Raw genomic sequence first — 26,294 nt, forward strand, 5'->3', positions numbered from 1 at the left:
CTGGCCGGGCTGGGAGCACGGGCGACCGTGCTGGTGCTCTGCGGGATCGGCAACCACGACAATGTGGGAGGCATCTTCCGCAACGCGGCGGCCTTCGGGGTGGACGCGGTGCTGCTCGATTCCGGCTGCTGCGACCCGCTTTACCGCAAGGCCATCCGCGTGTCGGTCGGGGCGGCGCTGCGGGTGCCCTTTGTGCGAATTCCGGCGGGAACCGATCCGGTCGCCCTGCTGGAGCGGCACGGCTTCGCCGTCCTCTCGCTGAGCCCGGCGGGGGCGGTCCCTCTGGCGGCCCTGCGCCGTCCGGAGCGCGCGGCGCTGCTCCTGGGGTCGGAGGGGCCGGGGCTGCCGGCTTCCGTGCTGGAGCGGACACGGACGGTGCGCATTCCCATGGCGCCGGATTTCGATTCCCTGAACGTCGCCACGACCAGCGGGATCGTCCTGCACCACCTCGCCTTCATGGCGGAGCCGGAGTCAGGCGTCGGCTGAGCCGTCGATCCGGCGCAGGCCGGGCGGGGTGGCGTCGCGCAGGCTTTGGGCGAGCGCGCGGAAGCCGGCGGCGCGCGGGTCGCTGGCCCGCCAGACCAAGCCGATGACCCGGCCCGGCGGGTCGCCCTGGAAGTCGCGGTAGGCGACCAGACCGCCCACCGTCGCCGCCTCCCCGTTGCCGGTGGCGAGGCGCGGCATCAGGGTGTAGCCGGTGCCGCTGGCGACCATGTGGCGCAGCGTCTCCAGCCCGGTGGCGTGGCGCATGCCGCGGGTGGTGGCGCCGCAGGCGGCCAGCGCCTGATCGCGCAGGCAGTGCCCTTCCTCAAGCAGCACCAGCTCGCCGGGGTCAAGGTCGGCCAGGGCGATGGAGGGCAGGCTTTCCAGCCGGTGGCCGGCGGGGTGGGCGAGCACGAAGGGTTCGAAGAACAGGGCGTCGCAGGTCAGCCCTTCCGCCTCGACGGGCAGGGCGAGCAGGACCGCGTCGAGCCGCCCCTCCCGCAACTCCTCCAGCAGGCCGTCGGTGCGGCCTTCGGACAGGACGAGCTGGACCTCGGGCAGGTGCCGGCGCATCGCCGGCAGGACATGGGGGAACAGGTACGGCCCCAGCGTCTGGATCGCCGCGATGGCGAGCGGACCGTGCAGGGCCCCCGCCGTCCCACGGGCCAGCGCCAGCAGGCGGCGCGCCTCCTCCAGGACGACGCGGGCCTGGCGGATCACCACCTCCCCCTGCGGGGTGGGCAGCACGCGGCGGCTCGTCCGCTCGAACAGGGGGATGCCGAGAAGGTCTTCGAGCTTGCGGATCTGCGCGCTCAGCGATGGCTGGCTGACCGAGCAGCGCTCCGCCGCCTTGCCGAAATGCCGCTGCTCGGCCACCGCCACCACATATTCCAGATCGCGAAGGGACAGACCGGCGAGATTCATAGGTTCAGACTATCGAAGCATTTGAAACGATGTCTTGGATATATCAACGAAGCGGCGGGATAACCAGGGGGCAAAGCGGACGCGGCAACTGATAAGAAACGCAAGGAGTTGAGCCATGAGCACCCTGACCACTGCCGCCGGCATCCCCGTCGTCGACAACCAGAATTCGCTGACCGCCGGCCCGCGCGGTCCGGTGCTGATGCAGGATTTCCACCTGATCGAGAAGCTGGCCCACTTCAACCGCGAACGCATCCCGGAGCGGGTGGTCCATGCCAAGGGGGCCGGCGCCTATGGTGTCTTCCGGGTGACCCGCGACGTGACGCCCTACACCGCGGCCAAATTCCTGTCGGCGGTCGGCAAGGAGACGGAGGTGTTCCTGCGCTTCTCCACCGTCGGCGGCGAGAAGGGCTCCGCCGACGCCGAGCGCGACCCGCGCGGCTTCGCCCTCAAGTTCTACACCGAGGACGGCAACTACGATCTGGTCGGCAACAACACGCCGGTCTTCTTCATCCGCGACCCGCTGAAGTTCCCCGACTTCATCCACACGCAGAAGCGCAACCCGGCGACCAACCTGAAGGACCCGACGGCGGTCTGGGATTTCTTCTCCCTGTCGCCGGAGACGATGCACCAGCTGACGATCCTGTTCAGCGACCGGGGCACGCCGCGCGGCTACCGCCACATGGACGGCTTCTCCAGCCACACCTTCTCGTGGATCAACGCGGCGGGCGAGCGCTTCTGGGTCAAGTACCACTTCAAAACCCGCCAGGGCATCCAGAACTTCACGGCGGATCAGGCGGTGCGCATGGCCGGCGTCGATCCCGACCACGCCACCCGCGATCTGTTCGCCGCCATCCGCGACGGTGATTTCCCGGCTTGGACCGTCTCGGTGCAGATCATGCCGGAGGTCGAGGCCCACGCCTACCGCATCAACCCGTTCGACGTGACCAAGGTGTGGCCGCACGCCGATTACCCGCTGGTCGAGATCGGCGAGCTGGTGCTGAACCGCAACCCGGAGAACTACTTCGCCGAGGTCGAGCAGGCCGCCTTCAGCCCGGCCAACGTGGTGCCCGGCATTTCCTTCAGTCCGGACAAGATGCTGCAAGGACGCCTGTTCGCCTACGCCGACGCGCACCGCTACCGGCTGGGCGCCAACCATCAGGCGCTGCCCGTCAACCGCCCGCACGCCGCGGAGGTCCGCAACCACCAGCGCGACGGCGCCATGCGCTTCGACGGCAACGGCGGTAGCAGCCCGAACTACGAGCCGAACAGCTTCGGCGGGCCGGTGCAGAACCGCGCGGTGGCCGAACCGCCGCTGCGCATCGCCGGCGACGCCGCCCGCTATGACCACCGCGAGGGCAACGACGACTACGCCCAGGCCGGCGCGCTGTTCCGCCTGATCGGGGCGGAGGCGCAGGAGCGGCTGATGGACACCATCGCCAACTCGCTGGGAGAGGCGCCGCTCTTCATCCAGCGGCGGCAGTTGGCGCACTTCTTCGCGGCGGACCCCGCCTATGGCGCGGGCGTCGCGAAGCGGCTGGGGGTGGCGGCGGCGGCACAGCCTGAAGAGGCTGCCGTGGCCGGCTGAGGCCCAGCTCCCGAACACTCGGCACCGCCGGACGCACCCCCTCGCGTCCGGCGGCTTTTTTTGTGGGACGGGTCAGTCGGCCGCGGTGTTTTGCCGTCCCTCGTGCTGCCGGCTCGTCCAGCCCTCGGCGATGCGCGGCAGGTTGAATTCGATCCAGTCGGCGAGGAGGCGCACCTTCTCGGCGGCTTCCCGTCCCAACGGCGTCAGGCTGTAGTCGACATGGGGCGGCACCACGTCATGGGCGGTGCGCTTGACCAGCCCGTCGCCCTCCAGCCATTGCAGCGTCTGGGCGAGCATCCGTTCGCTGACCCCGCCGATGGTGCGGCGGAGTTCGCTGAAGCGCAGCGTTCCGCTTTCCAGGGCGATCAGGACCAGCACGCCCCAGCGGCTGGTGACGTGCTTCAGCACCTCCCGCGAGGGGCAGGCCGCGGCCATCAGGTCGCCGCGCTGCATCCGCTCCGACAGCGGCAGCGGAATGTAGTCATCGTCCGGTTCCGGCATGGCCGTCCTTCTTCCACCAGGAATCTTCACACTTACATTTATGTACGTACTTACGAAAAGTAAGTAAGTGGTTTAGGTAGTGGGCATCACCCAACCGCAAACGGGACACCCGACCATGACCATCGCCGTCACCGGTGCCACCGGCCAGCTTGGCCGCCTCGTCATCGCCCGCCTGAAGGAGACGGTTCCGGCCTCCGGCATCGTCGCCCTGGTGCGCTCCCCCGCCAAGACCGCCGATCTGGGGGTCGAGGCCCGCGAAGCCGATTACGGCAATCCCGACGCGCTCGCCCGCGCGCTGGCCGGCGTCGACACGCTGCTGCTGATCTCGTCGAACGAGATCGGGCAGCGGGCGGCGCAGCACCGCAACGTCGTCAACGCCGCGAAGGCGGCGGGCGTCGGCCGGATCGTCTACACCAGCCTGCTCCACGCCGACCGCTCGCCGCTGAGCCTCGCCGAGGAGCACCGGGCGACCGAGGCGGACATCACGGCGTCGGGCATCCCCTTCACGATCCTGCGCAACGGCTGGTACACCGAGAACCACACCGGTTCGGTCGGTGCGGCGCTGGCCGGGGGCGCCTTCATCGGCAGCGCCGGCGAGGGGCGGATCTCCTCGGCCACGCGCGCCGACTACGCCGACGCGGCGGTGGCGGTGCTGACCGGCACCGGCCATGAGGGCAAGACCTACGAGCTGGCCGGGGACGAGGCGGTGACTCTGGCCGACCTTGCCGCGGAAATCTCCCGCCAGTCCGGCAAGGACATCCCCTACCGGAACCTGCCGGAAGCGGACTATGCGGCGATCCTGGCCGGCTTCGGCCTTCCCGAGGCCTTTGCGAAGGGCATCGCCTCCTGGGACGCCGACGCGTCGAAGGGCGCGCTGTTCGACGACGGGCGCCAGCTTTCCGCGCTGATCGGGCGCTCGACCACGCCGCTCTCCGCCGCCGTGGCTGCGGTCTTGCCCCGGTAACGGTGGGGCGGCAACAGAAAGACGTCTTAGAGAGGTCGACGTGTAGCTAGACGACAGCGCTATTGATGACCATCTGCACCGGCAAGCCGCTGGTGTTAGTGCAGGGTATGCGGGAACGGTCCCATGCCTCGGCATTTTCCATGCGCAGCACCGTACGGAGCGAAATGATCCAAGCGGTTGCGGAAAAGAGGAAATGCCGAGACATAACGGAGCCATCAACGCTTTTCGTTGGCATTGACGCCAGTTCGTGATGTCGTTACATTTTCCTAATGCTGACACCGGAGCAGAGCCGCGCCGCGCGTGGATGGTTGGATTGGTCGCAGGATGATTTGGCAAAACGTGCAAACGTTTCGCTATCGACAGTTCGCGACTTCGAGAAAGGCAGACGTGTTCCGATTGCCAACAATTTGGAAGCAATCCGGAAAGCGCTGGAAAGCGCAGGCATTTCCTGCCTGACCAACGAAGCGGGAAATGCCACTGGCATCCGTTTTGACGGGATGCCAGTGGCTGCCAGTTGAGGCTATTATTGGGTGGGCGGAGCTACCCCGCAGTCGCTGGGACAACTCCGCTAACGGCGGGAACTAGCGCCGAGGCCAACGTCGCGTGTGTCGGCAGACGATCTCAGGGCGACCGAACCGGAAGCGGGTGTACGAACGCACGCGGACGCGCAGATTAACGGTAAGCATGAACGTAACTCCTTATCGTTGACCCTTGCCAACAGGAGCCATTTCATGCGAGTATCCAAGCTGTGGTGGCTGACGGACCTCGCAAGGGGACTTCCATCGGCTACGTCGGCGGGGCGGGTCACGTCCACCGACAACCCTTTCGTCATTTGGCGTTAGGCTTTGGGACCTGACAACGAGGGGGCCTATTCCCTCCTTGTCAGGCTCCCGATCCCCCTGTTCCGCCGGGGACCTAAGAGCGACGGTTATGTCATCTCCGTTGAGAGATCACTCCTTCCAAGTGTCATTGAGCAACGACGAGGGGGGCATAGTCTGCACGCCTATCTCGTCGCTATCGGTCTCAGCCTGCTCGTCTGCATCATCCGTTGCGTCGCCGAGCTGGGCGAGTTTTTTTCCTCTGAGTTTCTGATAAGCCTCAAAGCGTTCAAGTAGCGACAAGCCCGCTGGTGTCAGACTCAGCTTCTCTTCCGCTCCACTTTCGGCCACAAAACCCAACTGCAGGTCGGAAACCATCTGATCACGCACGCGCTTCTCAGACAGATTCGTGGCATCAGCTATTTCGTGGCGGGTAAGGCTTCCGAGCGTGCGCAGCGCAATAAACATCTGGTAGCGTTGCGGACCAATCCGAGCGCGCGGCGGCTTTGTATTTTCAACCGCAGTGTCTTTACCCCCAATCGCTATGGATATAGCCAGCTGCCCAACGCCGCCTGCGGCGTTCGTTCCGAGCATCTTGCGATACAACGCCTCTGTAGTGTCTAGAGCGCGCTCTTGCTCTTGAATTTTTGCCCGCTGCGCAAGGCACTCCTCGAGCTGTGACTTCAACTCTTGTTCTCGCACGCTGATACGCTCGACCTGCAGGCGCAGGTCGGAGCGAATGCGCACATGCGCAGACAATATCTGATTGAGAGTCGTGTCTAGCGGGGGCGTGTCGTTCATAAGGAATTGATACCGGACACAACCGCCCGAGTCAATGCGCTGTTATTCTGGTAGCGCGCAGCTACCGGCGCCAACCGCCTTGGCGCGGCTTGCGGCGATAAAATATGCTTAAAGGCATATGCCTTCGATGTGCTGGCGCTAAGTCGCGCCACATTCTGGCCTAAATGGGTAACCCTGAATGTAGCGCTCTTGTGAACAAGCGTACGACTCGGAAACAGTGGTGAGGAATGACGAGCCGGTTTCTGCCCGACTCGAATGCGGGCCAGCGTCGCGTCGCTAGGCTACGCAAACATTGCTGTGGAAGCCGATTTGGTAGGAAAGAACCGCGGTGATGTTTGTCACCTAATGCCAAAAAAGCCCCCCTCGCCCGTGCAAGGCGAGGGGGGCTTTTTTTGAGAGGCTACGGTCTGACGACGCTTACTGCGAAGCCGCCGCGATCTCCCGCGCGCGGCGGGAGACCGACGCCGCGTAGTGGTCCTTGGCCAGCACGGTGTAGACCGCCGGCAGGACGAACAGCGTGAACAGCGTGCCGATCAGCATGCCCGACACGATCACCAGACCGATGGAGAAGCGGCTGGCGGCACCGGCGCCGGCGGCGGTCAGCAGCGGCAGGAGGCCCACCACCATCGCCGCCGTGGTCATCAGGATCGGGCGCAAGCGGACGCGGGCCGCGTGCTCGATGGCGGTGCGGCGGTCCACCCGTTCGTTGATCTGCATCTCGCGGGCGAACTCCACCATCAGGATGCCGTGCTTGCTGATCAGGCCGATCAGCGTCACCAGACCCACCTGGGTGTAGATGTTCATGGTGGACAGGCCGAAGAACAGCGGCAGCAGCGCGCCGCAGATCGACATCGGCACGGAGATCAGGATCACCAGCGGGTCGCGCAGCGATTCGAACTGCGCGGCCAGCACCAGATAGATCACCACCAGCGCGAAGGCGAAGGTGACCATGAGCTGGTTGCCCTCGGTCACGTACTGGCGCGATTCCGACAGATAGGAGTGGCCGAAGCCGGCGGGCAGGACCTCGCGGGCCTGCCGCTCCAGGAACTCCACGGCCTGGCCCATCGTCACGCCCGGCATCGGCACCGCGGAGAAGGTCGCGGAGGGAAGCTGGTTGTACTTGGTCAGGGCGTTCGGCTCCGTCGCCATCTCGATCGAGACGACGGTGGACAGCGGGATTTGCGCGCCGTTGCCCGCCGTGACGTAGTAGCGGGTCAGCGTCTCCGGCGTCAGGCGCTTGTCGCGCGGCACCTGCGGGATGACCTCGTAGGAGCGGCCGTTCAGGTTGAAGCGGTTGACGTAGTTGCCGCCGACCAGGACCGCCAGCGTGTCGCCGATCGACTGCATGGACAGGCCGAGGTCGGCCGCCTTGGAGCGGTCGACGTGCAGCCGGACGACCGGGCTGTTGAACTGCAGGTCGCTGTCGGTGACGATGAACATGCCGCTTTCCATGGCGGCGGCCTTGATCCGCTCCATGGCGTTGAAGATGGTCTGGTAATCGCCGGGGCTGTTGATGACCATCTGCACCGGCAGGCCGCCGGTGGAGCCGGGCAGGGCCGGCGGCGACACCAGGAACACCTGCGTGCCGGACACCTTGCCGAGATCGGCCTGGACCAGCGGCTGAAGCTCCTTGGCGCTGCGGGTGCGCTCGTCCCACGGCTTCAGGATCATGCCGGCGAAGCCCTGGGTCAGCGTCGGCAGGCCGTTCAGCACGAAGCGGGTGTCGGTCTCCGGATAGTGGGTGAACACCTCGTCCATCTCGCGCCCGTAGGCGTCCATGTAGTCGAGGTTGGCGTACTGCGGCCCCTTGGTGATGCCGAACAGGATGCCCTGGTCCTCCTCCGGCGCCAGCTCCGACATGGTGTTGGCGAAGAGGAAGCCGACGCTGAGCAGGACTCCGAAGCCGAACAGCAGGGTCGCCGCCCGGTAGTCCAGCGCGCCGCCCAGACGCCGCCCGTACCAGCCGGACAGCTTCTCGAAGGTCCGGTCGACGAAGCGGGCGAAGCGGCCCTCGTTCATGTCGCGGGTCAGCAGGAGCGAGCACATCATCGGCGACAGCGTCAGCGCCACCACGCCGGAGATAATCACCGATCCCGCCAGCGTGAAGGCGAACTCGCGGAACAGCGCGCCGGTCAGCCCGCCGAGGAAGCCGATGGGGGCGTACACGGCGGCCAGCGTGATGGTCATCGAGATGATCGGCCCGATGATCTCCCGCGCGCCGATCAGCGCGGATTCGACGGGCGATTTTCCCTCCTCCAGGTGGCGGTGGACGTTCTCCACCACCACGATGGCGTCGTCCACCACGAGGCCGATGGCCAGCACCATGGCGAGCAGCGTCAGCAGGTTCAGGCTGAAGCCCATCGCCAGCATGATCGTCGCGGCGCCCACGATGGACAGCGGGATCGTCACGATGGGGATCAGCACCGAGCGGAAGGAGCCCAGGAACAGGAAGATCACCACGATGACGATACCGACCGCTTCCAGCAGCGTCTTCTGCACCTCGTCGATGGAGGCCTGGATGAAGCGGGTGGAGTCGTAGACGATCTCCATCTTCAGCGACGGCGGCAGGTTGCGCTCCAGCTCCGGCACCAGCTTGCGGATGTCCTCCACGATGGTCAGCGGGTTGCCGGTCGGCGTGGAGTTGATGCCGATGAAGATCGCCTGCTGGCCGTTCATCGACACGCTGGCGTTGGAGCTTTGCGCGCCCAGTTCGATCTCGGCGATGTCCTTCATGCGGACCAGAGCGCCGTCCTTGGACTTCACCACCATCTGCCGGAACTGCTCGACGTCGGTCAGGCCGGTGTTGGTGGTGATGTTGGAGACGACGAAGACGCCCTTCGATTGCCCGGGGGCCGACTGGTAGTTGTTGGCCTGGATCGCCGCCCGCACGTCGGCGGCGGCGATGTTGCGCGCGGCCATCCGGTCGGGGTCGAGCCAGACGCGCATGGCGAAGGTCTGCCCGCCCAGGATCTGCGCCTCGGCCACGCCGGACACGGTGGACAGCAGCGGCTGCACGACGCGCGTCAGGTAGTCGGAGATGGCCGCCCCGGACAGCTCCGGGCTGGCGAAGCCCATGTAGAGGATGGAGGTCGTCTCGCCCGTGGACTTCAGGATCACGGGGTCGTTGGCCTCGCGCGGAAGCTGGTATTTGACCTGCTGCACCTTCGACATCACGTCGGTCATCGCGACGTTGGGGTTGAAGTTCAGCCGGATATAGGCGGTGACGAGGCTCACCCCCTGGGTGGAGGAGGAGGTGATGTAGTCGATGCCTTCCGCCGTCGCCACCGCCTGCTCGATGGGCGTCGTGATGAAGCCCTGCATCAGGTCGGGAGAGGCGCCGGGGTAGGAGGTGGTGATGGTGATGACGGTGTTCTGAAGCTCCGGATACTGCCGGATCGGCAGATCCGTCAGCGAGCGGACGCCGACCAGCAGGATCAGCAGGCTGACCACCAGAGCCAGGACCGGCCGTCGGATGAAGATGTCGGTGAATGACATGGCCGGGTCCTCAGTTGCGCGGAACGGTCTGCGGCGGCACCAGCGCGCTCGCTTCCGTCGGCACCACGGCGGCGCCGTTGTTCAGCTTGAGCTGGCCGGAGGACACCACCCGGTCGCCGGGCTTGACCCCGTCGAGGATCTCCACCTTGCCGTCGAAGCGGTCGCCGGTCTTCACCGGGACGCGGTTGGCGACGTGGCCGTCCTTGCCCTCGGCGTCCTTCTGGGCGGCGACGACGAAGACGCTGTCGCCGTAGACCGTGTAGTCCACCGCGGTTTCCGGAATGACGATGCGGTTCGCGGCCGGCGGCTGGACGACGCGGATGTTGGCGAACATGCCGGGCAGCAGCTTGCGCTCCGGGTTCTTCAGCGTGGCGCGCACCTTGATGGCGCGGGTGTCCGGGCTGACCTGCGGCTCGATGGTCGAGATCACCGCGTCGAAGTTGGCGCCGGGGGCGGCGTCGGCGGAGATCAGCACCGGCTGGCCGACGCGGATCTGGCTCAGCGCCTGCTCGGGCAGGGTGAAGTCGACGAACAGGTTGGTCAGGTCGGTCAGCGTGACGACGGGGCCGCCGGCGCTGACATACTCGCCGACATTGACCTGCCGGATGCCCAGTTCGCCGTCGAAGGGGGCGCGGATCAGCTTCTGGGCGATCAGCGCCTCGGTCTTCTTGATGTTGGCGTTGGCCTCGTCGAGCTGGGCCTGGTTCTGGTCCACGGTGACCTGCGGGCCGGCCTGGTTGCGCAGCAGGTTGCGGGCGCGCTGCAGGTTGTTCTCGGCCAGCTTCGCCTGGGCGCGGTAGGCCAGCAGGTCGGCCTGGTCCGGAGCGTCGTTGAGCTGCACCAGCGGAGCGCCGGCCTTCACGCTGGCGCCCGATTCGAAGAAGATCTGGGTCACGCGCCCGACCACCTCCGGCGCCACGGTGACCTGCCGGCTGGCGGTCAGGGTGCCGATGGCGGTTGTGTATTTGGGAACGGACTGGGCCGTCGCCTCGGCGACCGAGACGGGGGTCGGCGGCGGCTTGTTGCCGGCGAAGAAGTCGGCGATGGCCTTGTTGCGGAAGTTGTTGAAGGCGTACAGGCCGCCGAACAGCACGGCCAGGATGACGGCCATAATGATGATGCGGAACGCCAGCCGCCCGCGGGTGACCGGACGGCGTGCGGTGGTCCGCTCCGGCGCGTGAGCGGAATGGTTGATGTCACTCGTCACGATCAGCCTCTCTCGAACGGGTCGGTTCTGGTTCTGTTGATTGGGTGCAATGCAATGATGACGTGTAAAGGGCGACCGCCTCCTCCTTCAGGCCGAGGCCGCGGAGGATGAAGGCGACCGCGTCGCGAACGGTGCGCCGCGGCTCGGCCAGGGAAGGGACGAGCGGCGTCGGCGGCAGGTGAACGGTCGCCAGGGTCGAGCCCAGCATTTCGGACAGCCAGAAGGCGTTTTCCGTCACCGGGGCCGAGGGGATGAGGTCGCCGGCGTCGCGGGCGGCGCGCAGCGACGCCACGAAGGGCGGCGCGATGTGCTCCGACATCCAGCGGCGCACCATATGGGCGAACTCCCCGTCCTCCAGCAGGCTCATGAAATAGAGCCGGAAGCGGGGGAGCATGATGTCGCGGTCGCTCGGCAGCTCGCTGGCGTAGCAGCTCACCATCGCCTGGACGTAGGCGGCGAGCGTCTCCGTGCTGGGCGGCATCGCCAGCAGCTTCGCCAGATCCTCGTCCCCGTCCACGCAGGAGCGGAAGATCGCCTCGTAGAGGGCGGCCTTGCTGGGGAAATGCTTGAAGATCAGCGCCTCCGACACGCCGGCGGCCTGCGCGATCTCCTTGGTCGTGGTGGTGGCGAAGCCCTTGCGCGCGAACAGCGGAAGGGCCGCGTCGATGATCGCCGCGCGCCGGGCCGAGTTGTCCAACCGTCCCATGATTAACCTTATGGCATAAGTGAGTACTAACTCACTTTGTTCGGGCCGGAGATACCACGGCGCGGCGGGGCTGTCCATGGTGGTCATCGGAGCGGCGTGCGAGGCGCGAATTAGCGCTTGACCTTCCCGCCGCTGGAAGGTGGAAACTGTGCGGTGTGATGCCGATGCAGGAGCGGGAAACGACGATGGCGCGGGGTGGATGCACCCTTGTCGGATCGGTGCCGATGGGGCGGCTGATGGCGGCGCTGCTGCTGCTGGCCGCGCTGGCGCTGTTCGCGCCGTCCCCAGCGCAGGCCCACATCCATGCCGGCGCCCATGGACAGAACCATGCCGCATCCTCGGCTTCTCCGCCGGCCAACGCCGTCTGGATGGGCGATGCCGACCACGCGCCGCCGTCGGACGACGCCTGCGCGGGGAGGAACGGTCTGTCCTGCGGTGGCGCCTGTCCGATGATGCTGTCGGGCATCGCCGCCACGGCGGCCTTCCCGACGCCGCCGCTCCGTGCGTCCGCGCCCTTCCGGCCGACCGGCCTGCTTCCGGAGGGAATCGGCCCGCCCCCCGCCCTCAGACCACCACGCCTGGCCGTTTGACCGGACATCCACGCCCGGGCCGCGTCTTCGTGGCGCGCCAAGGGCCGGCATTTCCCGAAAACGGACCATTGCATCATGACGATTCTTCAAACCCGCCGCCGTTTCCTGGAGTCCGCGGCGTCGGTCGCCGCGCTGGGCGGCCTGTCCGCCCTCATCCCCGCGGCCGTGCGCCCGGCGCGGGCCGAGGCTCCCCTCCGACTAGCCGTCGAGCGGAGGGTGCTGGAGGTGATGGGCAAGCCCGCCTCCGTCTTCGGCATTCGCCAGCCGGACGGCACCTCCGGCCTGTTCCTCGATCCGGGGCAGCGCTTCCGGGTCGATCTGGCGAACCGGGCGGGGGAGGACGCGGTCATCCACTGGCACGGCATGACCCCGCCCTACGCCCAGGACGGCGTGGCCGACGCGAACCGCCCGCTGATCCGCGACGGCGCCAGCCAGGACTACGACTTCGAGCCGCGGCCCGGCACCCACTGGATGCACTCGCACCACGGCCTTCAGGAGCAGCGGCTGATGGCGGCCCCGCTGATCGTCCGCACCGCCGAAGACCGGCGCGCGGACGCGCAGGAGGTCACCGTGCTGCTGCACGATTTCACCTTCAAGGACCCTGCCCAGGTGCTCGCCGGGCTGACCGGCGGCACCATGAATCATGGCGGGATGGATCACGGCGGCGGTCACGATGGCGGGCATGGCGGGGGACATGGAGGCGGCCACGGCGGCCATGGCGGCGCCATGCCGATGATGGACCACGCGAACATGACGGGCATGGGCGGCATGCCCATGGCCGCCATGGACCTCAACGACGTGGAGTACGACGCCTACCTCGCCAACGACCGCACGCTCGACGACCCGGAGGTGGTGCGGGTGGAGCGCGGCGGGCGGGTCCGGCTGCGGCTGATCAACGGGGCGACCTCGACGGCCTTCCACATCGACCTCGGCGCCCTCGACGGCACGGTGGTCGCGGCGGACGGCAACCCGGTCCAGCCGGTGACCGGGCGGCGCTTCGGCATGGTCATGGGCCAGCGGCTGGACATCCTCGTCCAGCTTCCCGCCGGGGGCGGCGCCTTCCCCATCCTGGCGCAGCGGGAGGGCGAACGCCAGCGCACCGGCGTCATCCTCGCCACCCCCGGCGCGCCGGTGGGCAAGACCGCCGTCCTCGCGGACGGCGCCGCCGGACCGGTGGACCTGTCGCTGGAGCGGCGGCTGACGGCGCTCGACCCCCTGTCGCAGCGCCCGGTGGGCGCGGCCTTCACCATCCGGCTGACCGGCGGCATGGCCCCCTATGCCTGGACCATCGACGACCGCCCCTTCGGCGAGCACCGGCCGCTGACCGTCCGCAAGGGGCAGCGGGTGAGCATCACCATGGTCAACGAAAGCCCGATGGCGCACCCGATGCATCTGCACGGCCAGCATTTCCAGGTGACCGCGCTCAACGGGACGGCACTGGCCGGGGCGGTGCGCGACACGGTGCTGGTGCCGATGAACGGGTCCGCCACCATCGCCTTCGACGCCGACAATCCGGGGCGCTGGCCGTTGCACTGCCACAATCTTTTGCACATGGCGACGGGGATGATGACCGAACTGGTGTGTGAACAAACCATATGAACACGAAGATTCCGGCGCGGCCCGACCGCGCCGGAACGGGTACCGCAAACGCTCCGCGCCGGTTCGGACGGATGAAACCGGCACATCCAGGCGCATTCCTTTGGGAGCGAACTTTCACGCATCACTCCCATTCACATTGGACCGGGACGTGTCACTTCTCTTCCATCTCCGGGGGCGGCAACCAATGTTCCGGGACCAATCTTCTGCGGGGGCGGCCATTGGCCATGGATACGTGGTGTTATGACGGCGGTGCCGGGGGGCGCTCGGCCGCCGGGTCTGGTGGCGGGTCCGCCGGCGGTGCCGCCGGTGCGGCGGACCTGTGGCTGGACCCGGATCTTGCGGCCCTGGAGGCGCTGTCGCTGCGGGTGCGGGACCTGGTGCTTCCGCATCTGGGCAGCGGGCCGGCCGTCTATGCGGACATTCCGGTCCATCTCAATGTCGGGGACCTGCTGATCAACCAGGCGGCGGAAACCCTCTTCACCGACGGCGGGGTGGAGATCCGCGAGCGGGTGACGCTGGGCAACGCCCGGCGCCTGCTGCGCCGCCAGCGCGACGGGCAGGCAGCGATCCTGCTGCACGGCGGCGGCAATTTCGGCGACCTCTACCCCCATCACGAGACGTTCCGGCAGAAGGTGCTGGAGAGCTTTCCGTCCAGCCGCGTCGTTCTGCTGCCGCAGACCGTCTACTACCGCGACCGCGACCGGCTGCGCCATGACATGAAGCGCTGGGCGGCCCACCGCAATCTGGTCTTCATGGCGCGCGACGCGCCGTCGCTCGATCTGGTGCGGCCCTTTCTCGGGGAGCGGGCGATCCAGGTGCCGGACCTCGCCCACTACCTGACGCGCTACCCGACGCGGCTGACGCCTGTGCGCCCGGCCCACGACACGACCCTGCTCGTCATGGCCCGGCGCGACCAGGAATGCGCGGGGCGCCACTGGCTGCGCCAGGACTCGCCGGTCTTCGACTGGGAGGATCTGTGCGGGCCGGAGGATTTCGCCGGCTTCGCGCTGGCCGCCCGGCTGATCCGGCTGGACGACGCGGTGCCGTTGCCCGCCGACCCGCTGCGCGGCTGGTACCCCATCCGCGACCGGCTGGTCCGCAAGGCCGTCGCGCATTTCGGCGCGGCCAACGCCGTGGTCACCAACCGCCTGCACGGGATGCTGCTCGCCCTGATGATGGGGTTGCCGGTGCAGGTGCGCGACAACTCCTACGGCAAGCTGACCAACTACATCGACAGCTGGCTCGCCGATTGGAAACGCTGAGACCTCCGGGAACGTTTGCGCCCCGCATCCGTCTGTCATCCCGGAACACGGGCTGAAGAGGGCGTCGGCGGGCATGGCGGGCAGGGGGTTGCACATCGGAGTCGAGGAGACGGCAAGCGGCGGTCTGGTCCGCCGCACCGTCCTGCTGTCCGAGGACGGCGCCCGCCGTCGGCACCGCGTGGTCTACGAGTTCGAGGACCCGGCCGGAACGGCGGCGGACCGGCCGATGGACGGGACGGTGATGGCCGTCCTGTTCCACGCCATGGAGCGGGGACTTCCCGTCCATGTGCACGGGCCGCTGACCCGCACGGCGCTGCACAACATCGACGCGCTTCAGGGAGTGTGGCGGCGCTGGCGTCCCGACCGCTATCGGACGGTGGAGATCATCCCGGAGACGGTCGTCGACCGCACCGCGCCCAAGCCGGGGCGGCGGGCCATCGCCGCCTATTCCGGCGGGCTGGACAGCACCTTCACCATCCTGCGCCACCGGCTTCTCCTGCCGCCGGAACGCCGCCACAGTGTCGGCGCGCTTCTCATGGTGCACGGTTTCGACGTGGAACTGGACCGGTCCGAGGATTTCGAGCGGCTGGTCGAGCGCACCCGGCCCTTCCGCGAACTGGTCGGGCTGGACCTGCGCGTGGTGCGCACCAACAGCAAGGAGCTGCATCTCCAGAACTGGCAGGATTCCCACGCGGCGGAACTGGCGGCCTGCCTGCACCTCCACGAGGCGGAGTTCGAGTTCGGGCTGATCGGCAGCACCAAGCCGTACGACGCGCTGGTCATCCCCTACGGCACCACGCCGATCGCCGACCATCTGCTGTCCGGCGACGGCTTCTCCATCGTCCATGACGGCGCCGCCTATTCCCGGACGGAGAAGGCGGCGGCGGTTGCCGTCCATCCGGAGGCGGTGCGCTCCCTGCGCGTCTGCTGGGAGGGGGCGGAGCAATTCCGGAACTGCGGCGTGTGCGAGAAATGCGTGCGCACCCGGATGAACTTCGCCGCCGCCGGGGTGATCGCCCCGGACTGCTTCGACGGGCCGCTGGACCCGACCCGCATCGCCGGCATCCCGGTGCGCAACGAGCCGCAGGCGGCGGAGCTGCGCTCCATCCTCGACTACGCCCGCCAGAACGCGGTGGAGGGAGAGTGGCTGGAGCGGCTGAAGGAGCGGGTGCGCGCCATCCAGCCGGATTTTGGCCAATCCGAGGGTGGCTCCTCCGAACCCCGTCCTGTCCGGGCGGTGAAGGGCGCCGCCGCCTCGCTGCGGCAGGCGGCGGTGGGGCTGCTCGACGCGATGGAGCTGAAGCAGCCGCTCAAGCGGGTCCGCAACCGGCTGCGGACCCGCGGCTGAGCTGTTCGTTCCGTAGCCGGCCGTCCCGTCGCGCGCCGAGCAGCCGCATCGCCACCAGCATCAGCAAAGCGGCCGCCAGCAGCAGGATGGCGCAGGCCACGGCGATGCCGGTCTCCCCGGTGGCGATGTTGAGGAAGACGGCCATGGGCAGCGTTTCGGTCTTCATGCGGGTGGCCCCGGCGACCATCAGCGTGGCGCCGAACTCGCCCAGCGCCCGCGCCCAGGCCAGCACGGCCCCCGCCGCGATGCCCCTGGCGGCCAGCGGCAGCTCCACCCGCCAGAACACGGTCCAGGGGGAGGCGCCCAGCGACTGCGCCGCGATGGCGCAGCTCCGGTCGACGGACCGGAAAGCGGCCGTGGCGGTGCGCACCACGACCGCCGTGGACACGAAGGCCAAAGCCACCACCACACCCGCGGGAGAGAACAGCAACTCCATTCCCAGCTCCGGGAATGGCCCGTTGCGCCCGAGCAGGAACAGCAGACCCAGCCCGGCGACCAGCGGCGGCATGACCAGCGGCACGTCGAGCAGCGTGTCGAGCAGGAGCTTCCCCGGAAAACGCCGCCGCGCCATCAGGTAGGCCGCCGGCATGCCGAGGACCAGCGCGATCCCCAGCGCCGCGACGGAGGTCAGCGCCGACAGCCGCAGCGCGAACAGCGTTTCCACGCTGGTCAGTGCGGCCCGGAGGTCGCCCGGGGGCAGGCGGGCCAGCAAGGCGACCAGCACGCCCGCGATCGTCAGCGCGACGACGGCGAGCGGCAGGGCGAGGAGGGCGGCAAAGCCCATCCGTCACATCTTCGGGGCGGGCGGGAAGCCGAAGCGCTGGAAGGTGGCGAGGCCGGCGTCCGAGGCCAGGAAATCCGCGAAGCGCTTGGCGGCGTCCGGCGCGGCGCTGGTCTTCAGCACGGCGACGGGGGCGTATTCGGCCTCGTACCACTCTGGCGGAATGGCGATGACGGACAGCTTGCCCGGGTTCTGCGCCGCCTCCGACGCGCCGATGATGGCGGCGTCCACGTTGCCGTCCAGCACATAGAGGGCGAGCTGCTTCACGGTCGCGGCGCGGACGGTGACGTTGCGGCGGATCGCCTCGCCCTGGCCGGACTTGTTCAGGATGTCCTCCGCCGTGCGGCCCAGCGCCATCGCCTGCGGGTCGCCCAGCCCGACGCGGACGCCCGGCTTGGCGAGGTCGGCGACGCTGCGGATCGCCTCGGCCTTGCCCGGCGCCACCGCCAGCACCGGGCCGTGCACCACCAGCACCTTGAGGTCGGCGACGGCATCCAGTTCCTTCAGCTTGTCGGTGTAGAAGGTCGTGCCGGGGATGAACAGGTCGCCGGCCCTCGTCTCGTCGAAGCGGGCGAGAAGCTGGCCCGACCCGCCGTATTCGGCCGTCACGGTGATTCCCGTCTCCTTGCGGAACGCCTCGATCAGCGCCTCAACCGGCGGGCGGAGGCCGGCGCCGACATAGGCGTGGAGGTCCTGGGCCGCCGCGGCGGTCTGGGCGGCGGTCTGGAGAGCCAGCAGCCCGAAGGCGAGGGCGAGGGCTGTCAAACGCATGGGCACGGTTCCTTCGGTTCGTTGCGGAATGGTGACTCGCCCGACGCTGTATCGGTTCGGATACTGCGCTGGGTGGACGCTGTCAACAGGCCGTTGTACGCGAAGGTATATAGCGGTTGTGAGGGCATTGAGCGTTCCCCTCTCCCCCCTGGGGAGAGGGTTAAGGGTGAGGGGGGTGCACGCTTGCCGGACGTTAGCGCCACGCGCAACCCCCTCACCGGCCCTGCGGGCCACCCTCTCCCCGGAGGGGAGAGGGCTTCTGACTCAGCTCACCAACGCTTCCAAAGCGCCGCGCATGCCGCGCTCCTCGATCACCGCCAGATGGGCGGCGGTGCGGTGCGCCAGACCGGGGATGCGGGTCAGGTCCTCGCCCCACAGCGCGGCGTTGGACAGCACCGCGTCCACCAGCGCCGCCGGGACGCCGCCATGCGCCGCCCAGGCGCCGGACAGCGCCGTCAGCACCGCCGCGTCGTCGCGGATCGGGTAGGGGCCGGCGTCGCGGTTGCCGGTGCAGGCACCGTCCGCCGTCCGCGTGCCCTTGTAGAAGCGCAGCAGGGCGGCCAGCGAGAAGGACAGGCCGTCCGGCGCCTCGCCATGGGCGGCGGCGTAGTCCTTCAGGCTGGGCAGGACGCGCACCTGCCACTTCGACACCGAGTTCAGCGAAATGGCGATCAGCTCGTGCCGGATGTAGGGGTTGCCGAAGCGCTCCATGATGGTGCGGGCGTAATCCTGGCGCTCGGCGTCGGGCAGGGGCACGAAGGGGACGATCTCCCCAAACATCACCGTGTTCAGGTAGGCGGACAGGGTGGCGTCGTCCATCATGCCCTTCACCGTGTCCACCCCCGCCACGAAGGCGGCGAGGGCGCTGGCGGTGTGGGCGCCGTTGAGGATGCGCACCTTGCGCGTGCGGTAGGGCTGCAGGTCGTCGGTCCAGACCACGTTCAGCCCGGCCTTGTGCAGCGGGAACTCCTCGGCCAGGGCCGCCGGGCCTTCGATGACCCAGACGTGGAAGGGCTCGCCGGCCACGGCCAGCGGGTCCTCATAGCCCCATGCGGCGGCGAGCGCCGCGGCCTCGTCGCGCGGGTGGCCGGGTACGATGCGGTCGACCAGCGTGTTCAGGAAGTGGTTGTGCGCCTCGACCCAGGCGGCGAAGCCGGATTCCAGGCCCCAGCGCTTGGCGTGGGCCAGAACGATCCGCTTCAGCTTGGCGCCGTTGGCCTCGATCAGCTCGCAGGGCAGCAGGACGAGGCCGCTCTCCGGCGTGCCGCCCAGCGCGGTGAAGCGGGCGTGCAGCAGCGCCGCGACCTTGGCCGGGAAGCTCTGCTGGCAGGCGCCGGGGGTGTAGGGCTCCGCCACGTCGGCAATGCCGGCCTCCGTCGTGTTGGACACCAGGAAGCGCAGCGCCGGTGCGGTGGCGAGCGCCAGCATGCGGTCCCACGCGGCGTAGGGGTTCAGCGCGTCGGACACGCAGCTCACCACCCGGCGGGATTCGACCTCCTTGCCTTGCTCGATGCCGCGCAGCAGAACGGTGTAGAGCCCCTCCTGCGCGTTCAGCAGGCCGGCGACGCCCTGGTCCAGCGGCTGGGCGACGGCGACCCCGGCGCTCATCAGCCCGGCGCCGTTGGCGACGTCCACCATCCAATCGACGAAGCCGCGCAGGAAGTTGCCGTCGCCGATCTGAAGGACGGTGACGGGCAGGCGCGGGGCGCCCGCCGTGTGCGCCACATCGAAGGCGCCGGCGGCGAGCGATTCACGGGAGAGAAGAGGCATGACGGAGAGTCCTTTGGGAATCGGATTGCGCTGGCCGGGGATTCAGGCGACGCCGAAGCGGTAGACGATGCGGCCCGTGTACCACTGGCCGGGGGCCAGAGCGGTGGAGGGGAAGGACGGGATGTTGACGGCGTTGGGGAAGTGCGACGGCTCCAGGCAGAAGGCGCTGTGCCGGGTGTAGAGCGTGCCGCCTTTGCCGAGGTCGCGCGGCGTCTGGCCGTCGAGGAAATTGCCGGTGTAGACCTGCACGCCCGGTTCCGTTGAGAGGACCTCCAGCACCCGCCCGCTGCCCGGATGGACGACGCGGGCGTGCAGCCCCAGCGCGCCCTCCGGCTTGTCCACCGCGTAGTGCAGGTCGTAGCCCTTGCCGAGTGCCAGCATCGGGTGGTCGGCGCCGATCCGCGCGCCGAAGGCGGCGGGGCTGCGGAAGTCGAGGGGCGTGCCGGTCACGTCCACAAGCTCCCCGGTGGGGACGGCGGTGGCGTCGAGCGCCAGATAGCGGCTGCCGTTGACCGTCGCCACATGGTCGAGGATGGACGACCCGGCGTCGCCCGACAGGTTGAAGAAGCTGTGGTCGGTGAAGTTCGCCACGGTTGCCTTGTCCGCCGCGACGGCGGTCCAGGCGATGGTCAGGGCGTTGTCCTCGTCCAGCGCATAGACCAGCCGGACGGGCAGGGTGCCGGGGAAGCCCTCCTCCCCATCCTCGAAGACATAGGTCAGTTCCAGGCTCGTTTCGTCCAATTGACGCGCGTTGAAGGTGCGGAAGCGCGAGCCGCGCTGGCCGCCGTGCAGCGTGTTGGGCGGCGCGTTGACGGCGGTGCGGTGCTCCACCCCGTCCAGCGTGAAGCGTCCGCCGCCGATGCGCCCGCAATAGCGCCCGATGAAGGAGCCCATGGAGGGCTGGCCGGCCATCGTCTGCTCCAGCGTCTCGTAGCCCTGCACCACGTCGCCGAGGGCGCCGTCGCGGTCGGGCGCCAGGATCTGGACGATCTTGCAGCCATAATTGGTGATGCGGACGGCCATGCCCCGGCGGTTCCGCAGGGTGAACAGGTCGGTCGGCGTGCCGTCGATGGTGGCGCGGAAATCCTCGCGCCGGAGGTCGGCATAAGGCGTCATGGCGTGGGTGCCCCTTGGACCGGAGGATGCCGGAAGGATATTGGATATATTAATATATCAGTATCCGGGGCGGAAGGAGAAAGGCGCCCGCCGCGGGAGCGGGCGCTTTTGCCGCACGTCGACGGCTTGGCGGCGTCAGCGGGCCAGGGCTGCGCCCAGCGCCGCGACGTCGATCTGGTGGGTTCGGAGAATCTTGTGCTCCGCGTAGCCGAGGCGGCGGTTGATCGCCAGCATCGGCCCGTTCGTCGCCGCGTTGCGGGTGATCATCAGCCGGACGGAGGGCCGGGCGGAACGGACATGCCGCAGCAAGGCGGCCTTCAGCCCCTTGCCCACCCCCAGCCCGCGCCGGTCACGGCGCACGCCGGTGACGATCTGATGGACCCGGTCGGTCATCTCCGGGTGCCAGAAAACGTCGCTGAAGCCGATCACCGACCCGTCGGCATCGCGCAGCACGATCATGTGGTGCTCCACCTGCTGGAACTGGACGTTGCGCTTCCATTCCATGGCCATCGCCATCGTCACTGGGATCAGCGGCTGGTCCAGCCGGTCGCGCGGCAGATCGGGCAGCAGGGCGTTGTGCAGCGGCAGGATCGCTTCGAATTCCGCGTCCGGGACCTCGCCGGCGTGGATGGTTTCCGTCAAGCCGGGGACCGCAAGGGGCATTGCCGCGTGCCAATCCTCCACCATCGCCCAATCGACGCTGTCCAGCGCCAGCCGGCTGTCCACCGATCGCAGCCGTTCGTCGGCCCCGATGGCGCGGAGGAAGCCGTGGCCGTCCGCCTCTTCGGTGACCAGGGTCAGCAGGTTCTTCCCGTGCGCGGTCATCAGGCCGTGGATTTCCGCCAGCAGTCGGCGGCCGATCCCCCGGCGCCGCCACTCCTTCAGCACGAAGCCGTCGGCGTGCAGGTGGGGCAGCGCCGCCCGGATGTCCGGCTGGTCGGGGTTGGGCAGGAAGGCGTAGACGATGCCGACGATTCGCCCCTCCGCCCGAGCGACCCAGTGGACATTGCGTCCGAAGGCGCTCGGCTGCCGTTCGATCGCTTCGAACCAGGCGTCGGAGGGCGGGAGATCGTCCGCGCCGGACTGCGCGTGCCGCGCCCGGCGGAAAACATGCCGCTCCGCCCACAGCTCCGGCGGAGCGCTGTGCGGGTCGAAGGGAAGAATATCGAACGCGGGCAGAGCGGAAGCGGTCATGAACACCCTCGGCGGAACCGATGCACGGAGCGCGGGAGTGTGTGGTGTGTCGCCACGCTCCAGGGCTGTGTCGGATCGTCGCAAGCCGAGGGGCCCAGACGTTGCCCCGGCCCGTCGACCGGGCCGGGGCAATTCGCGGAACACAGGAAAGGGCTGTCCTACCCGGCAGTTACCAAGCCGGGACCACCGCGCCCTTGAAGCGGTCGAGGATGAACTGCTTCACCTCGTCGCTCTGGTACACCTTCACCAGCGTGGCGACCCACGGCTTGTCCTGGTCGGCCTTGCGGACGGCGATGACGTTGGCGTAGGGGCTCTCGCTGGCCTCGCGGGCGATGGCGTCCTTGTTCGGGTCCAGGCCGGACTCCATGGCGAAGTTGGTGTTGATGACCGCCACGGTCACATCGTCCAGCGAGCGCGGAAGCTGGGCGGCGTCCAGCTCCAGGATCTGCAGCTTCTTCGGGTTGTCGGAGATGTCGAGCGGCGACGCCTTCAGGCCGGCGCTCTCCTTCACCTTGATCAGCCCCTTGGCCTGGAGCAGCAGCAGGGCGCGGCCGCCGTTGGTCGGGTCGTTGGGGATGGAGATCTTGGCGCCGTCGGGCAGCTCGTCCAGGCTCTTCACCTTCTTCGAGTAGACGCCCATCGGGAAGATCACCGTCTTGGCGACGCTGACCAGCTCATAGCCACGGTCCTTCACCTGGTTGTCCAGGTAGGGCTGGTGCTGGAAGGAGTTGGCGTTCAGGTCGCCCTGGGCCAGCGCCTGGTTCGGGATGACGTAGTCGGAGAACTCCAGCACCGTCAGGTCGAGGCCCTCCTTGGCGGCCAGCGGCTTCACCTTTTCAAGGATCTGGCCGTGCGGGCCGGGGGTGACGCCGATCTTCAGGGCTTCGGCCGACGCGCCGACGGCGGTCGCCAGGGTCGCGATGCCGGCCACCAGACCAAAGGCCGCGCCGAGCACACGGGTACGGAACATCTCCAACTCCTCAGGACTTCAGGTTGCGTTTGTTGACGCGGCGGGCGATCCAGTCGCCCGTCGATTGAACGATCTGCACCAGCACGATCAGCACGATCACCACCGCCAGCATGACCTCCGGCAGGAAGCGCTGGTAGCCGTAGCGGATGCCGAGGTCGCCCAGGCCGCCGCCGCCGACAGCACCCACCATGGCCGAATAGCCGATCAGGCTGACCACCGACAGCGTCAGGCCCAGCGCGATGGCGGGCATCGCCTCCGGCAGCAGGACCTTGCGGATGATCTGGAAGGGCGTGGCGCCCATGGACTGCGCCGCCTCGATCAGGCCGCGGTCGACCTCGCGCACGGCGCCCTCGACGATGCGGGCAATGAAGGGCACGGCGGCGACCGTCAGCGGCACGATGGCCGCGGCGGTGCCGATGGAGGTGCCGGCGATCATCCGGGTGAAGGGGATGATCGCTACCACCAGGATGATGAAGGGGGTGGAGCGCGTCATGTTCACCAGCACGCCGGCGATCCGGTTGAAGGTGAGGTTCTGCAGCAGCTCCCCCCGGCCGGTGACGGCCAGGAGCACGCCCAGCGGAAGGCCCAGCGCCGTGCCCAGGAGGCCCGACACCGCCACCATGTAGAGCGTGTCGAGAAGCGCCTTAAACAGCAGCGCGTAGATTTCCGGGGACAGCATGACCGAGCACCTCGACACCGAGCTTGTTGACGTTCAGGAGGCTGATGGCCGCCTCGATGGACTGCGGGTTGCCGATGGCCTCCACCACCAGCGTTCCGAAGGGCGCGCCCTGGATCTCGTCGATCTGGCCGTGCCAGATGTTCAGGTCCAGGTTCAGCTTGCGGCTGATCGCGCTGATCACCGGGGAGGTCGCGCGCTCGCCCGTGAAGGTGATGCGCAGCACCATGTTCGACCCCGGAACCGGCGTCGCCGACAGGCGGGCGCGCAAGCTGTCCGGGATGCCGCGGTTGATGACCGGATCGACGAAGGTCTTCGTCGTCTCGTGCTTGGGGTGCGCGAAGATGTCGAAGACCGGCCCCTGTTCGATGATCCGCCCGTTCTCCATCACCGCCACCTTGTGGCAGATTTCCTTGATGACGGCGATCTCGTGGGTGATCAGGACGATGGTCAGCCCCAGCCGCTTGTTGATGTCGGCCAGCAGGTGGAGGATCTGGGTCGTCGTCTCCGGGTCCAGCGCGGAGGTCGCCTCGTCCGACAGCAGCACCTTGGGCTTGCTGGCCAGCGCGCGGGCGATGCCGACGCGCTGCTTCTGCCCGCCCGACAGCTCCGCCGGGTAGCGGTCGCGCTTGTCGGTGAGGCCGACGAGGTCGAGCAGCGGCTCCACCGTTTCACGGATCTGTGCCTTGGCCACCCCGGCCAGCTCCAGCGGCAGGGCGACGTTGTCGAACACCGTGCGCGAGGACAGCAGGTTGAAGTGCTGGAAGATCATGCCGATGCTGTGCCGCGCCTCGCGCAGCTCGCGCGGCGACAGGGCGGTGACGTCCACCCCGTCGACCAGCACGCGGCCCGAGGTCGGCTTCTCCAGCAGGTTCACGGTGCGCAGCAGCGTGGATTTGCCGGCGCCTGAACGGCCGATGATGCCGTAGATCTCGCCGCGACCGATGGTCAGGTCGATGTCGGCGAGCGCCTGGACCGGCTGGCCGGTGCCGCGGGACGGGTAGGTTTTCTGAAGCTGTTCGAAGGTTATCATACGCTCTTGGCCTCCCGACGCGCGCCCAGATCGCGGGCCGCGTCGCGCAGGACGGTCTTCTGGATTTTACCGGTCGATGTCTTCGGCAGATCGCTGAACACAACGGTGCGCGGCACCTTGTAGTGCGCAATGCGGTCCCGGCACCATTGAATTATGTCGGACTCAGAGGGGCGTTCGCTGCCGGGCTTCACCGTCACGAAGGCGCAGGGGCTCTCGCCCCAACGGTCGTCGGGGCGTGCGACCACTGCGGCCTCCAGAACGGCGGGATGCCGGTACAACGCTTCCTCCACCTCCAGGGACGAGATGTTCTCGCCGCCGGATATGATGATGTCCTTGCTGCGGTCCTTGACTTCGATATAGCCGTCGGGATGCAGCACGCCCAGGTCCCCGGTGCGGAACCAGCCGTCCTTCAGCGCCTCCTTGGTCGCCGCGGGGTTCTTCAGATAGCCCTTCATCACCGTGTTGCCGCGCAGCGCGATCTCTCCGATGGACTGCGCGTCGGCGGGCACCGGCCGGCCGGTTTCGCGGTCGAGCACGGTCGCGTCCTCCACCGCGACGTGGTTCACCCCCTGCCGGGCGAACTGCAGCGCCAGCCCGTCGGCGTCCAACGCCTCCCAGCCGTTCTGCGGGGCGCAGACGGTGGCCGGGCCGTAGCATTCGGTCAGCCCGTACATGTGCACCACCTCGAAGCCCAGCGTCGCCATGCCGGCGAGGACCGCGGAGGGAGGGGCGGCGCCGCCAGTGCCCACGACGACGCGGCGGGGGGCCGCCCGCCGCACCGCCGCCGGGGCGTGAATCAGCATGTTCAGCACGATCGGCGCGCCGCACAGATGGGTGACGCCCAACTCCGCGATGGCGTCGAAGATCGCCGCCGGCTCCACCCGGCGCAGGCAGACATGGGTGCCGCCCGCGGCGGTGACCGCCCAGCTGTAGGTCCAGCCGTTGCAATGGAACATCGGCAGCGTCCACAGGAAGACGCTCTCGGGCCGGACGTTCAGGGTGAAGGCGTTGCCCAGCGCGTTCAGATAGGCGCCGCGGTGGTGGTAGACGACGCCCTTGGGGTTGCCGGTGGTGCCGCTGGTGTAGTTCAGCGCGATGGCCTGCCACTCGTCGTCCGGCCCACGCCAGGGGGCGGGCTCGGCGGCGGTGAGGAAGTCCTCATACTCCACGGCACCCAGCGACGGCGCGTCGGGCACCTGCTCGTCGGCGACCTCCACCACCGTGATCGGGCGCTCCGTCCGGGCGAGCGCCGCCTTGGCGACCGGCGACAGCTCGCGGTCCACAATGAGGAGCTTCGTCTCGCTGTGGTCCAGGATGAAGGCGATGGCCGCGGCGTCCAGCCGGGTGTTCAGCGCGTTCAGGACCGCCCCGGCCAGTGGCACCGCGTAATGCGCCTCCAGCAGCGCCGGGACGTTGGGCGCCAGCACCGACACCGTGTCGCCGCGCCCCACCCCAGCCCGCAGCAGCGCCCCGGCGAAGCGCCGCACCCGGTCAAGGAACTGCGCATAGGTGATGCTCCGGCGGCCGTGGACGATGGCCGGCTTGTCCGGATAGACCTTCGCCGCGCGCTTCAGGAAGCTGAGTGGGCTGAGCGGAACGTGGTTCGCGGGGTCGGGGGCGAGGCCGCGGTCGAAGATCGAGGCGGTGCGGCTGAACGGGCCGGTCATGACGGAACTTCCTGAAAAGAAAGGCCCCTCTCC

The 26,294-nt window shown here is 68.4% G+C and carries 23 protein-coding genes (1 of these 23 only partly in view); 8 read left to right on the forward strand and 15 right to left on the reverse strand.

The genetic code is table 11. The annotated features are described in order from the left end of the window. Positions 1-486, forward strand: partial view of a TrmH family RNA methyltransferase gene (locus tag D3869_RS27200; protein ID WP_137142838.1) — the 3' portion only. Its footprint begins 354 nt before the window's first position; only the last 486 of its 840 coding nucleotides appear in the window; the start codon falls outside the window, past its left edge; its stop codon occupies positions 484-486. Here D3869_RS27200 and D3869_RS27205 read toward each other — a convergent pair. Continuing rightward, on the reverse strand, positions 472-1,407 hold the full coding sequence (locus D3869_RS27205) for a LysR substrate-binding domain-containing protein (RefSeq protein ID WP_137142839.1): 936 nt from the start codon (positions 1,405-1,407) through the stop codon (positions 472-474). The genes D3869_RS27200 and D3869_RS27205 overlap by 15 nt on opposite strands. 115 nt (positions 1,408-1,522) lie before the next feature. Here D3869_RS27205 and D3869_RS27210 point away from each other — a divergent pair, with 115 nt between their 5' ends. Next, a complete protein-coding gene (locus D3869_RS27210) occupies positions 1,523-2,992 on the forward strand; it encodes a catalase (protein ID WP_137142840.1) in 1,470 nt (489 codons plus the stop codon). A 72-nt stretch (positions 2,993-3,064) separates the two neighbouring features. Here the strand turns inward: D3869_RS27210 and D3869_RS27215 are convergent, their stop codons facing one another. After that, on the reverse strand, positions 3,065-3,493 hold the full coding sequence (locus D3869_RS27215; protein WP_137142841.1) for a winged helix-turn-helix transcriptional regulator: 429 nt from the start codon (positions 3,491-3,493) through the stop codon (positions 3,065-3,067). Positions 3,494-3,608: 115 nt separating this feature from the next. On the opposite strand from D3869_RS27215, the gene D3869_RS27220 reads away from it, so the two are divergent. Continuing rightward, positions 3,609-4,457 carry an SDR family oxidoreductase gene (locus D3869_RS27220; RefSeq protein WP_137142842.1) on the forward strand — a complete coding sequence of 283 codons (849 nt, stop codon included), beginning with the start codon at positions 3,609-3,611 and terminating at the stop codon, positions 4,455-4,457. Between the two features lie 269 nt (positions 4,458-4,726). Beyond that, positions 4,727-4,975: a helix-turn-helix domain-containing protein gene (locus D3869_RS27225; protein WP_137142843.1), complete on the forward strand. Its 249-nt coding sequence runs from the start codon at positions 4,727-4,729 to the stop codon at positions 4,973-4,975. Between the two features lie 432 nt (positions 4,976-5,407). On the opposite strand, the gene D3869_RS27230 is transcribed toward D3869_RS27225, so the two are convergent. From D3869_RS27230 to D3869_RS27245, 4 genes are all read right to left on the reverse strand, one after another. Beyond that, positions 5,408-6,076 (reverse strand): hypothetical protein, encoded by a 669-nt coding sequence (locus D3869_RS27230; RefSeq protein WP_137142844.1) that lies wholly within the window; start codon positions 6,074-6,076, stop codon positions 5,408-5,410. A 417-nt stretch (positions 6,077-6,493) separates the two neighbouring features. Then, complete coding sequence (locus tag D3869_RS27235) at positions 6,494-9,571, reverse strand: MexW/MexI family multidrug efflux RND transporter permease subunit (RefSeq protein ID WP_137142845.1); 3,078 nt, start codon at positions 9,569-9,571, stop codon at positions 6,494-6,496. A gap of 10 nt (positions 9,572-9,581) precedes the next feature. Further along, the gene (locus D3869_RS27240; RefSeq protein WP_137142846.1) at positions 9,582-10,778 is read right to left on the reverse strand and encodes an efflux RND transporter periplasmic adaptor subunit; all 1,197 of its coding nucleotides are present in this window, start codon (positions 10,776-10,778) and stop codon (positions 9,582-9,584) included. After that, positions 10,768-11,484 carry a TetR/AcrR family transcriptional regulator gene (locus tag D3869_RS27245; RefSeq protein WP_137142847.1) on the reverse strand — a complete coding sequence of 239 codons (717 nt, stop codon included), beginning with the start codon at positions 11,482-11,484 and terminating at the stop codon, positions 10,768-10,770. Before D3869_RS27245 ends, D3869_RS27240 begins: the two co-directional genes overlap by 11 nt. Positions 11,485-11,642: 158 nt before the next feature. Between D3869_RS27245 and D3869_RS27250 the strand changes: the two genes are divergently transcribed. The 4 genes from D3869_RS27250 to D3869_RS27265 all read left to right on the forward strand — a co-directional run bounded on the left by D3869_RS27250 (position 11,643) and on the right by D3869_RS27265 (position 16,283). Continuing rightward, on the forward strand, positions 11,643-12,074 hold the full coding sequence (locus D3869_RS27250; protein WP_247896062.1) for a hypothetical protein: 432 nt from the start codon (positions 11,643-11,645) through the stop codon (positions 12,072-12,074). Positions 12,075-12,149: 75 nt separating this feature from the next. Continuing rightward, complete coding sequence (locus D3869_RS27255) at positions 12,150-13,673, forward strand: multicopper oxidase family protein (protein WP_175426641.1); 1,524 nt, start codon at positions 12,150-12,152, stop codon at positions 13,671-13,673. A gap of 224 nt (positions 13,674-13,897) precedes the next feature. Then, positions 13,898-14,935 carry a polysaccharide pyruvyl transferase family protein gene (locus tag D3869_RS27260; RefSeq protein WP_137142849.1) on the forward strand — a complete coding sequence of 346 codons (1,038 nt, stop codon included), beginning with the start codon at positions 13,898-13,900 and terminating at the stop codon, positions 14,933-14,935. A gap of 88 nt (positions 14,936-15,023) precedes the next feature. Continuing rightward, positions 15,024-16,283 carry a hypothetical protein gene (locus D3869_RS27265; RefSeq protein ID WP_247896056.1) on the forward strand — a complete coding sequence of 420 codons (1,260 nt, stop codon included), beginning with the start codon at positions 15,024-15,026 and terminating at the stop codon, positions 16,281-16,283. On the opposite strand, the gene D3869_RS27270 is transcribed toward D3869_RS27265, so the two are convergent. The 9 genes from D3869_RS27270 to D3869_RS27310 form a co-directional block, all read right to left on the reverse strand. Next, positions 16,246-17,067, reverse strand: a complete 822-nt coding sequence (locus D3869_RS27270; RefSeq protein WP_137142851.1) for an ABC transporter permease — start codon at positions 17,065-17,067, stop codon at positions 16,246-16,248. The two genes, D3869_RS27265 and D3869_RS27270, sit on opposite strands and share 38 nt — an antisense overlap. Positions 17,068-17,070: 3 nt before the next feature. Then, the gene (modA, locus tag D3869_RS27275; protein WP_137142852.1) at positions 17,071-17,835 is read right to left on the reverse strand and encodes a molybdate ABC transporter substrate-binding protein; all 765 of its coding nucleotides are present in this window, start codon (positions 17,833-17,835) and stop codon (positions 17,071-17,073) included. Between the two features lie 264 nt (positions 17,836-18,099). Beyond that, a complete protein-coding gene (locus tag D3869_RS27280; protein ID WP_137142853.1) occupies positions 18,100-19,605 on the reverse strand; it encodes a tagaturonate reductase in 1,506 nt (501 codons plus the stop codon). Between the two features lie 42 nt (positions 19,606-19,647). Continuing rightward, the gene (locus tag D3869_RS27285) at positions 19,648-20,721 is read right to left on the reverse strand and encodes an aldose epimerase family protein (RefSeq protein ID WP_137142854.1); all 1,074 of its coding nucleotides are present in this window, start codon (positions 20,719-20,721) and stop codon (positions 19,648-19,650) included. A 135-nt stretch (positions 20,722-20,856) separates the two neighbouring features. After that, on the reverse strand, positions 20,857-21,915 hold the full coding sequence (locus D3869_RS27290; RefSeq protein WP_137142855.1) for a GNAT family N-acetyltransferase: 1,059 nt from the start codon (positions 21,913-21,915) through the stop codon (positions 20,857-20,859). A gap of 169 nt (positions 21,916-22,084) precedes the next feature. Next, positions 22,085-22,885, reverse strand: a complete 801-nt coding sequence (locus D3869_RS27295; RefSeq protein ID WP_094304190.1) for a MetQ/NlpA family ABC transporter substrate-binding protein — start codon at positions 22,883-22,885, stop codon at positions 22,085-22,087. A 10-nt stretch (positions 22,886-22,895) separates the two neighbouring features. Continuing rightward, positions 22,896-23,564 (reverse strand): methionine ABC transporter permease, encoded by a 669-nt coding sequence (locus D3869_RS27300; protein WP_137142856.1) that lies wholly within the window; start codon positions 23,562-23,564, stop codon positions 22,896-22,898. Continuing rightward, entirely contained in the window at positions 23,530-24,594 is a 1,065-nt protein-coding gene (locus D3869_RS27305; protein WP_137142857.1) for a methionine ABC transporter ATP-binding protein, read from the reverse strand. Before D3869_RS27305 ends, D3869_RS27300 begins: the two co-directional genes overlap by 35 nt. Beyond that, the gene (locus D3869_RS27310) at positions 24,591-26,261 is read right to left on the reverse strand and encodes a long-chain-fatty-acid--CoA ligase (RefSeq protein WP_137142858.1); all 1,671 of its coding nucleotides are present in this window, start codon (positions 26,259-26,261) and stop codon (positions 24,591-24,593) included. Before D3869_RS27310 ends, D3869_RS27305 begins: the two co-directional genes overlap by 4 nt. Positions 26,262-26,294: the final 33 nt, after the last annotated feature.

It is taken from the genome of Azospirillum brasilense (assembly GCF_005222205.1).
GTDB classification, from domain to species: domain Bacteria; phylum Pseudomonadota; class Alphaproteobacteria; order Azospirillales; family Azospirillaceae; genus Azospirillum; species Azospirillum brasilense_G.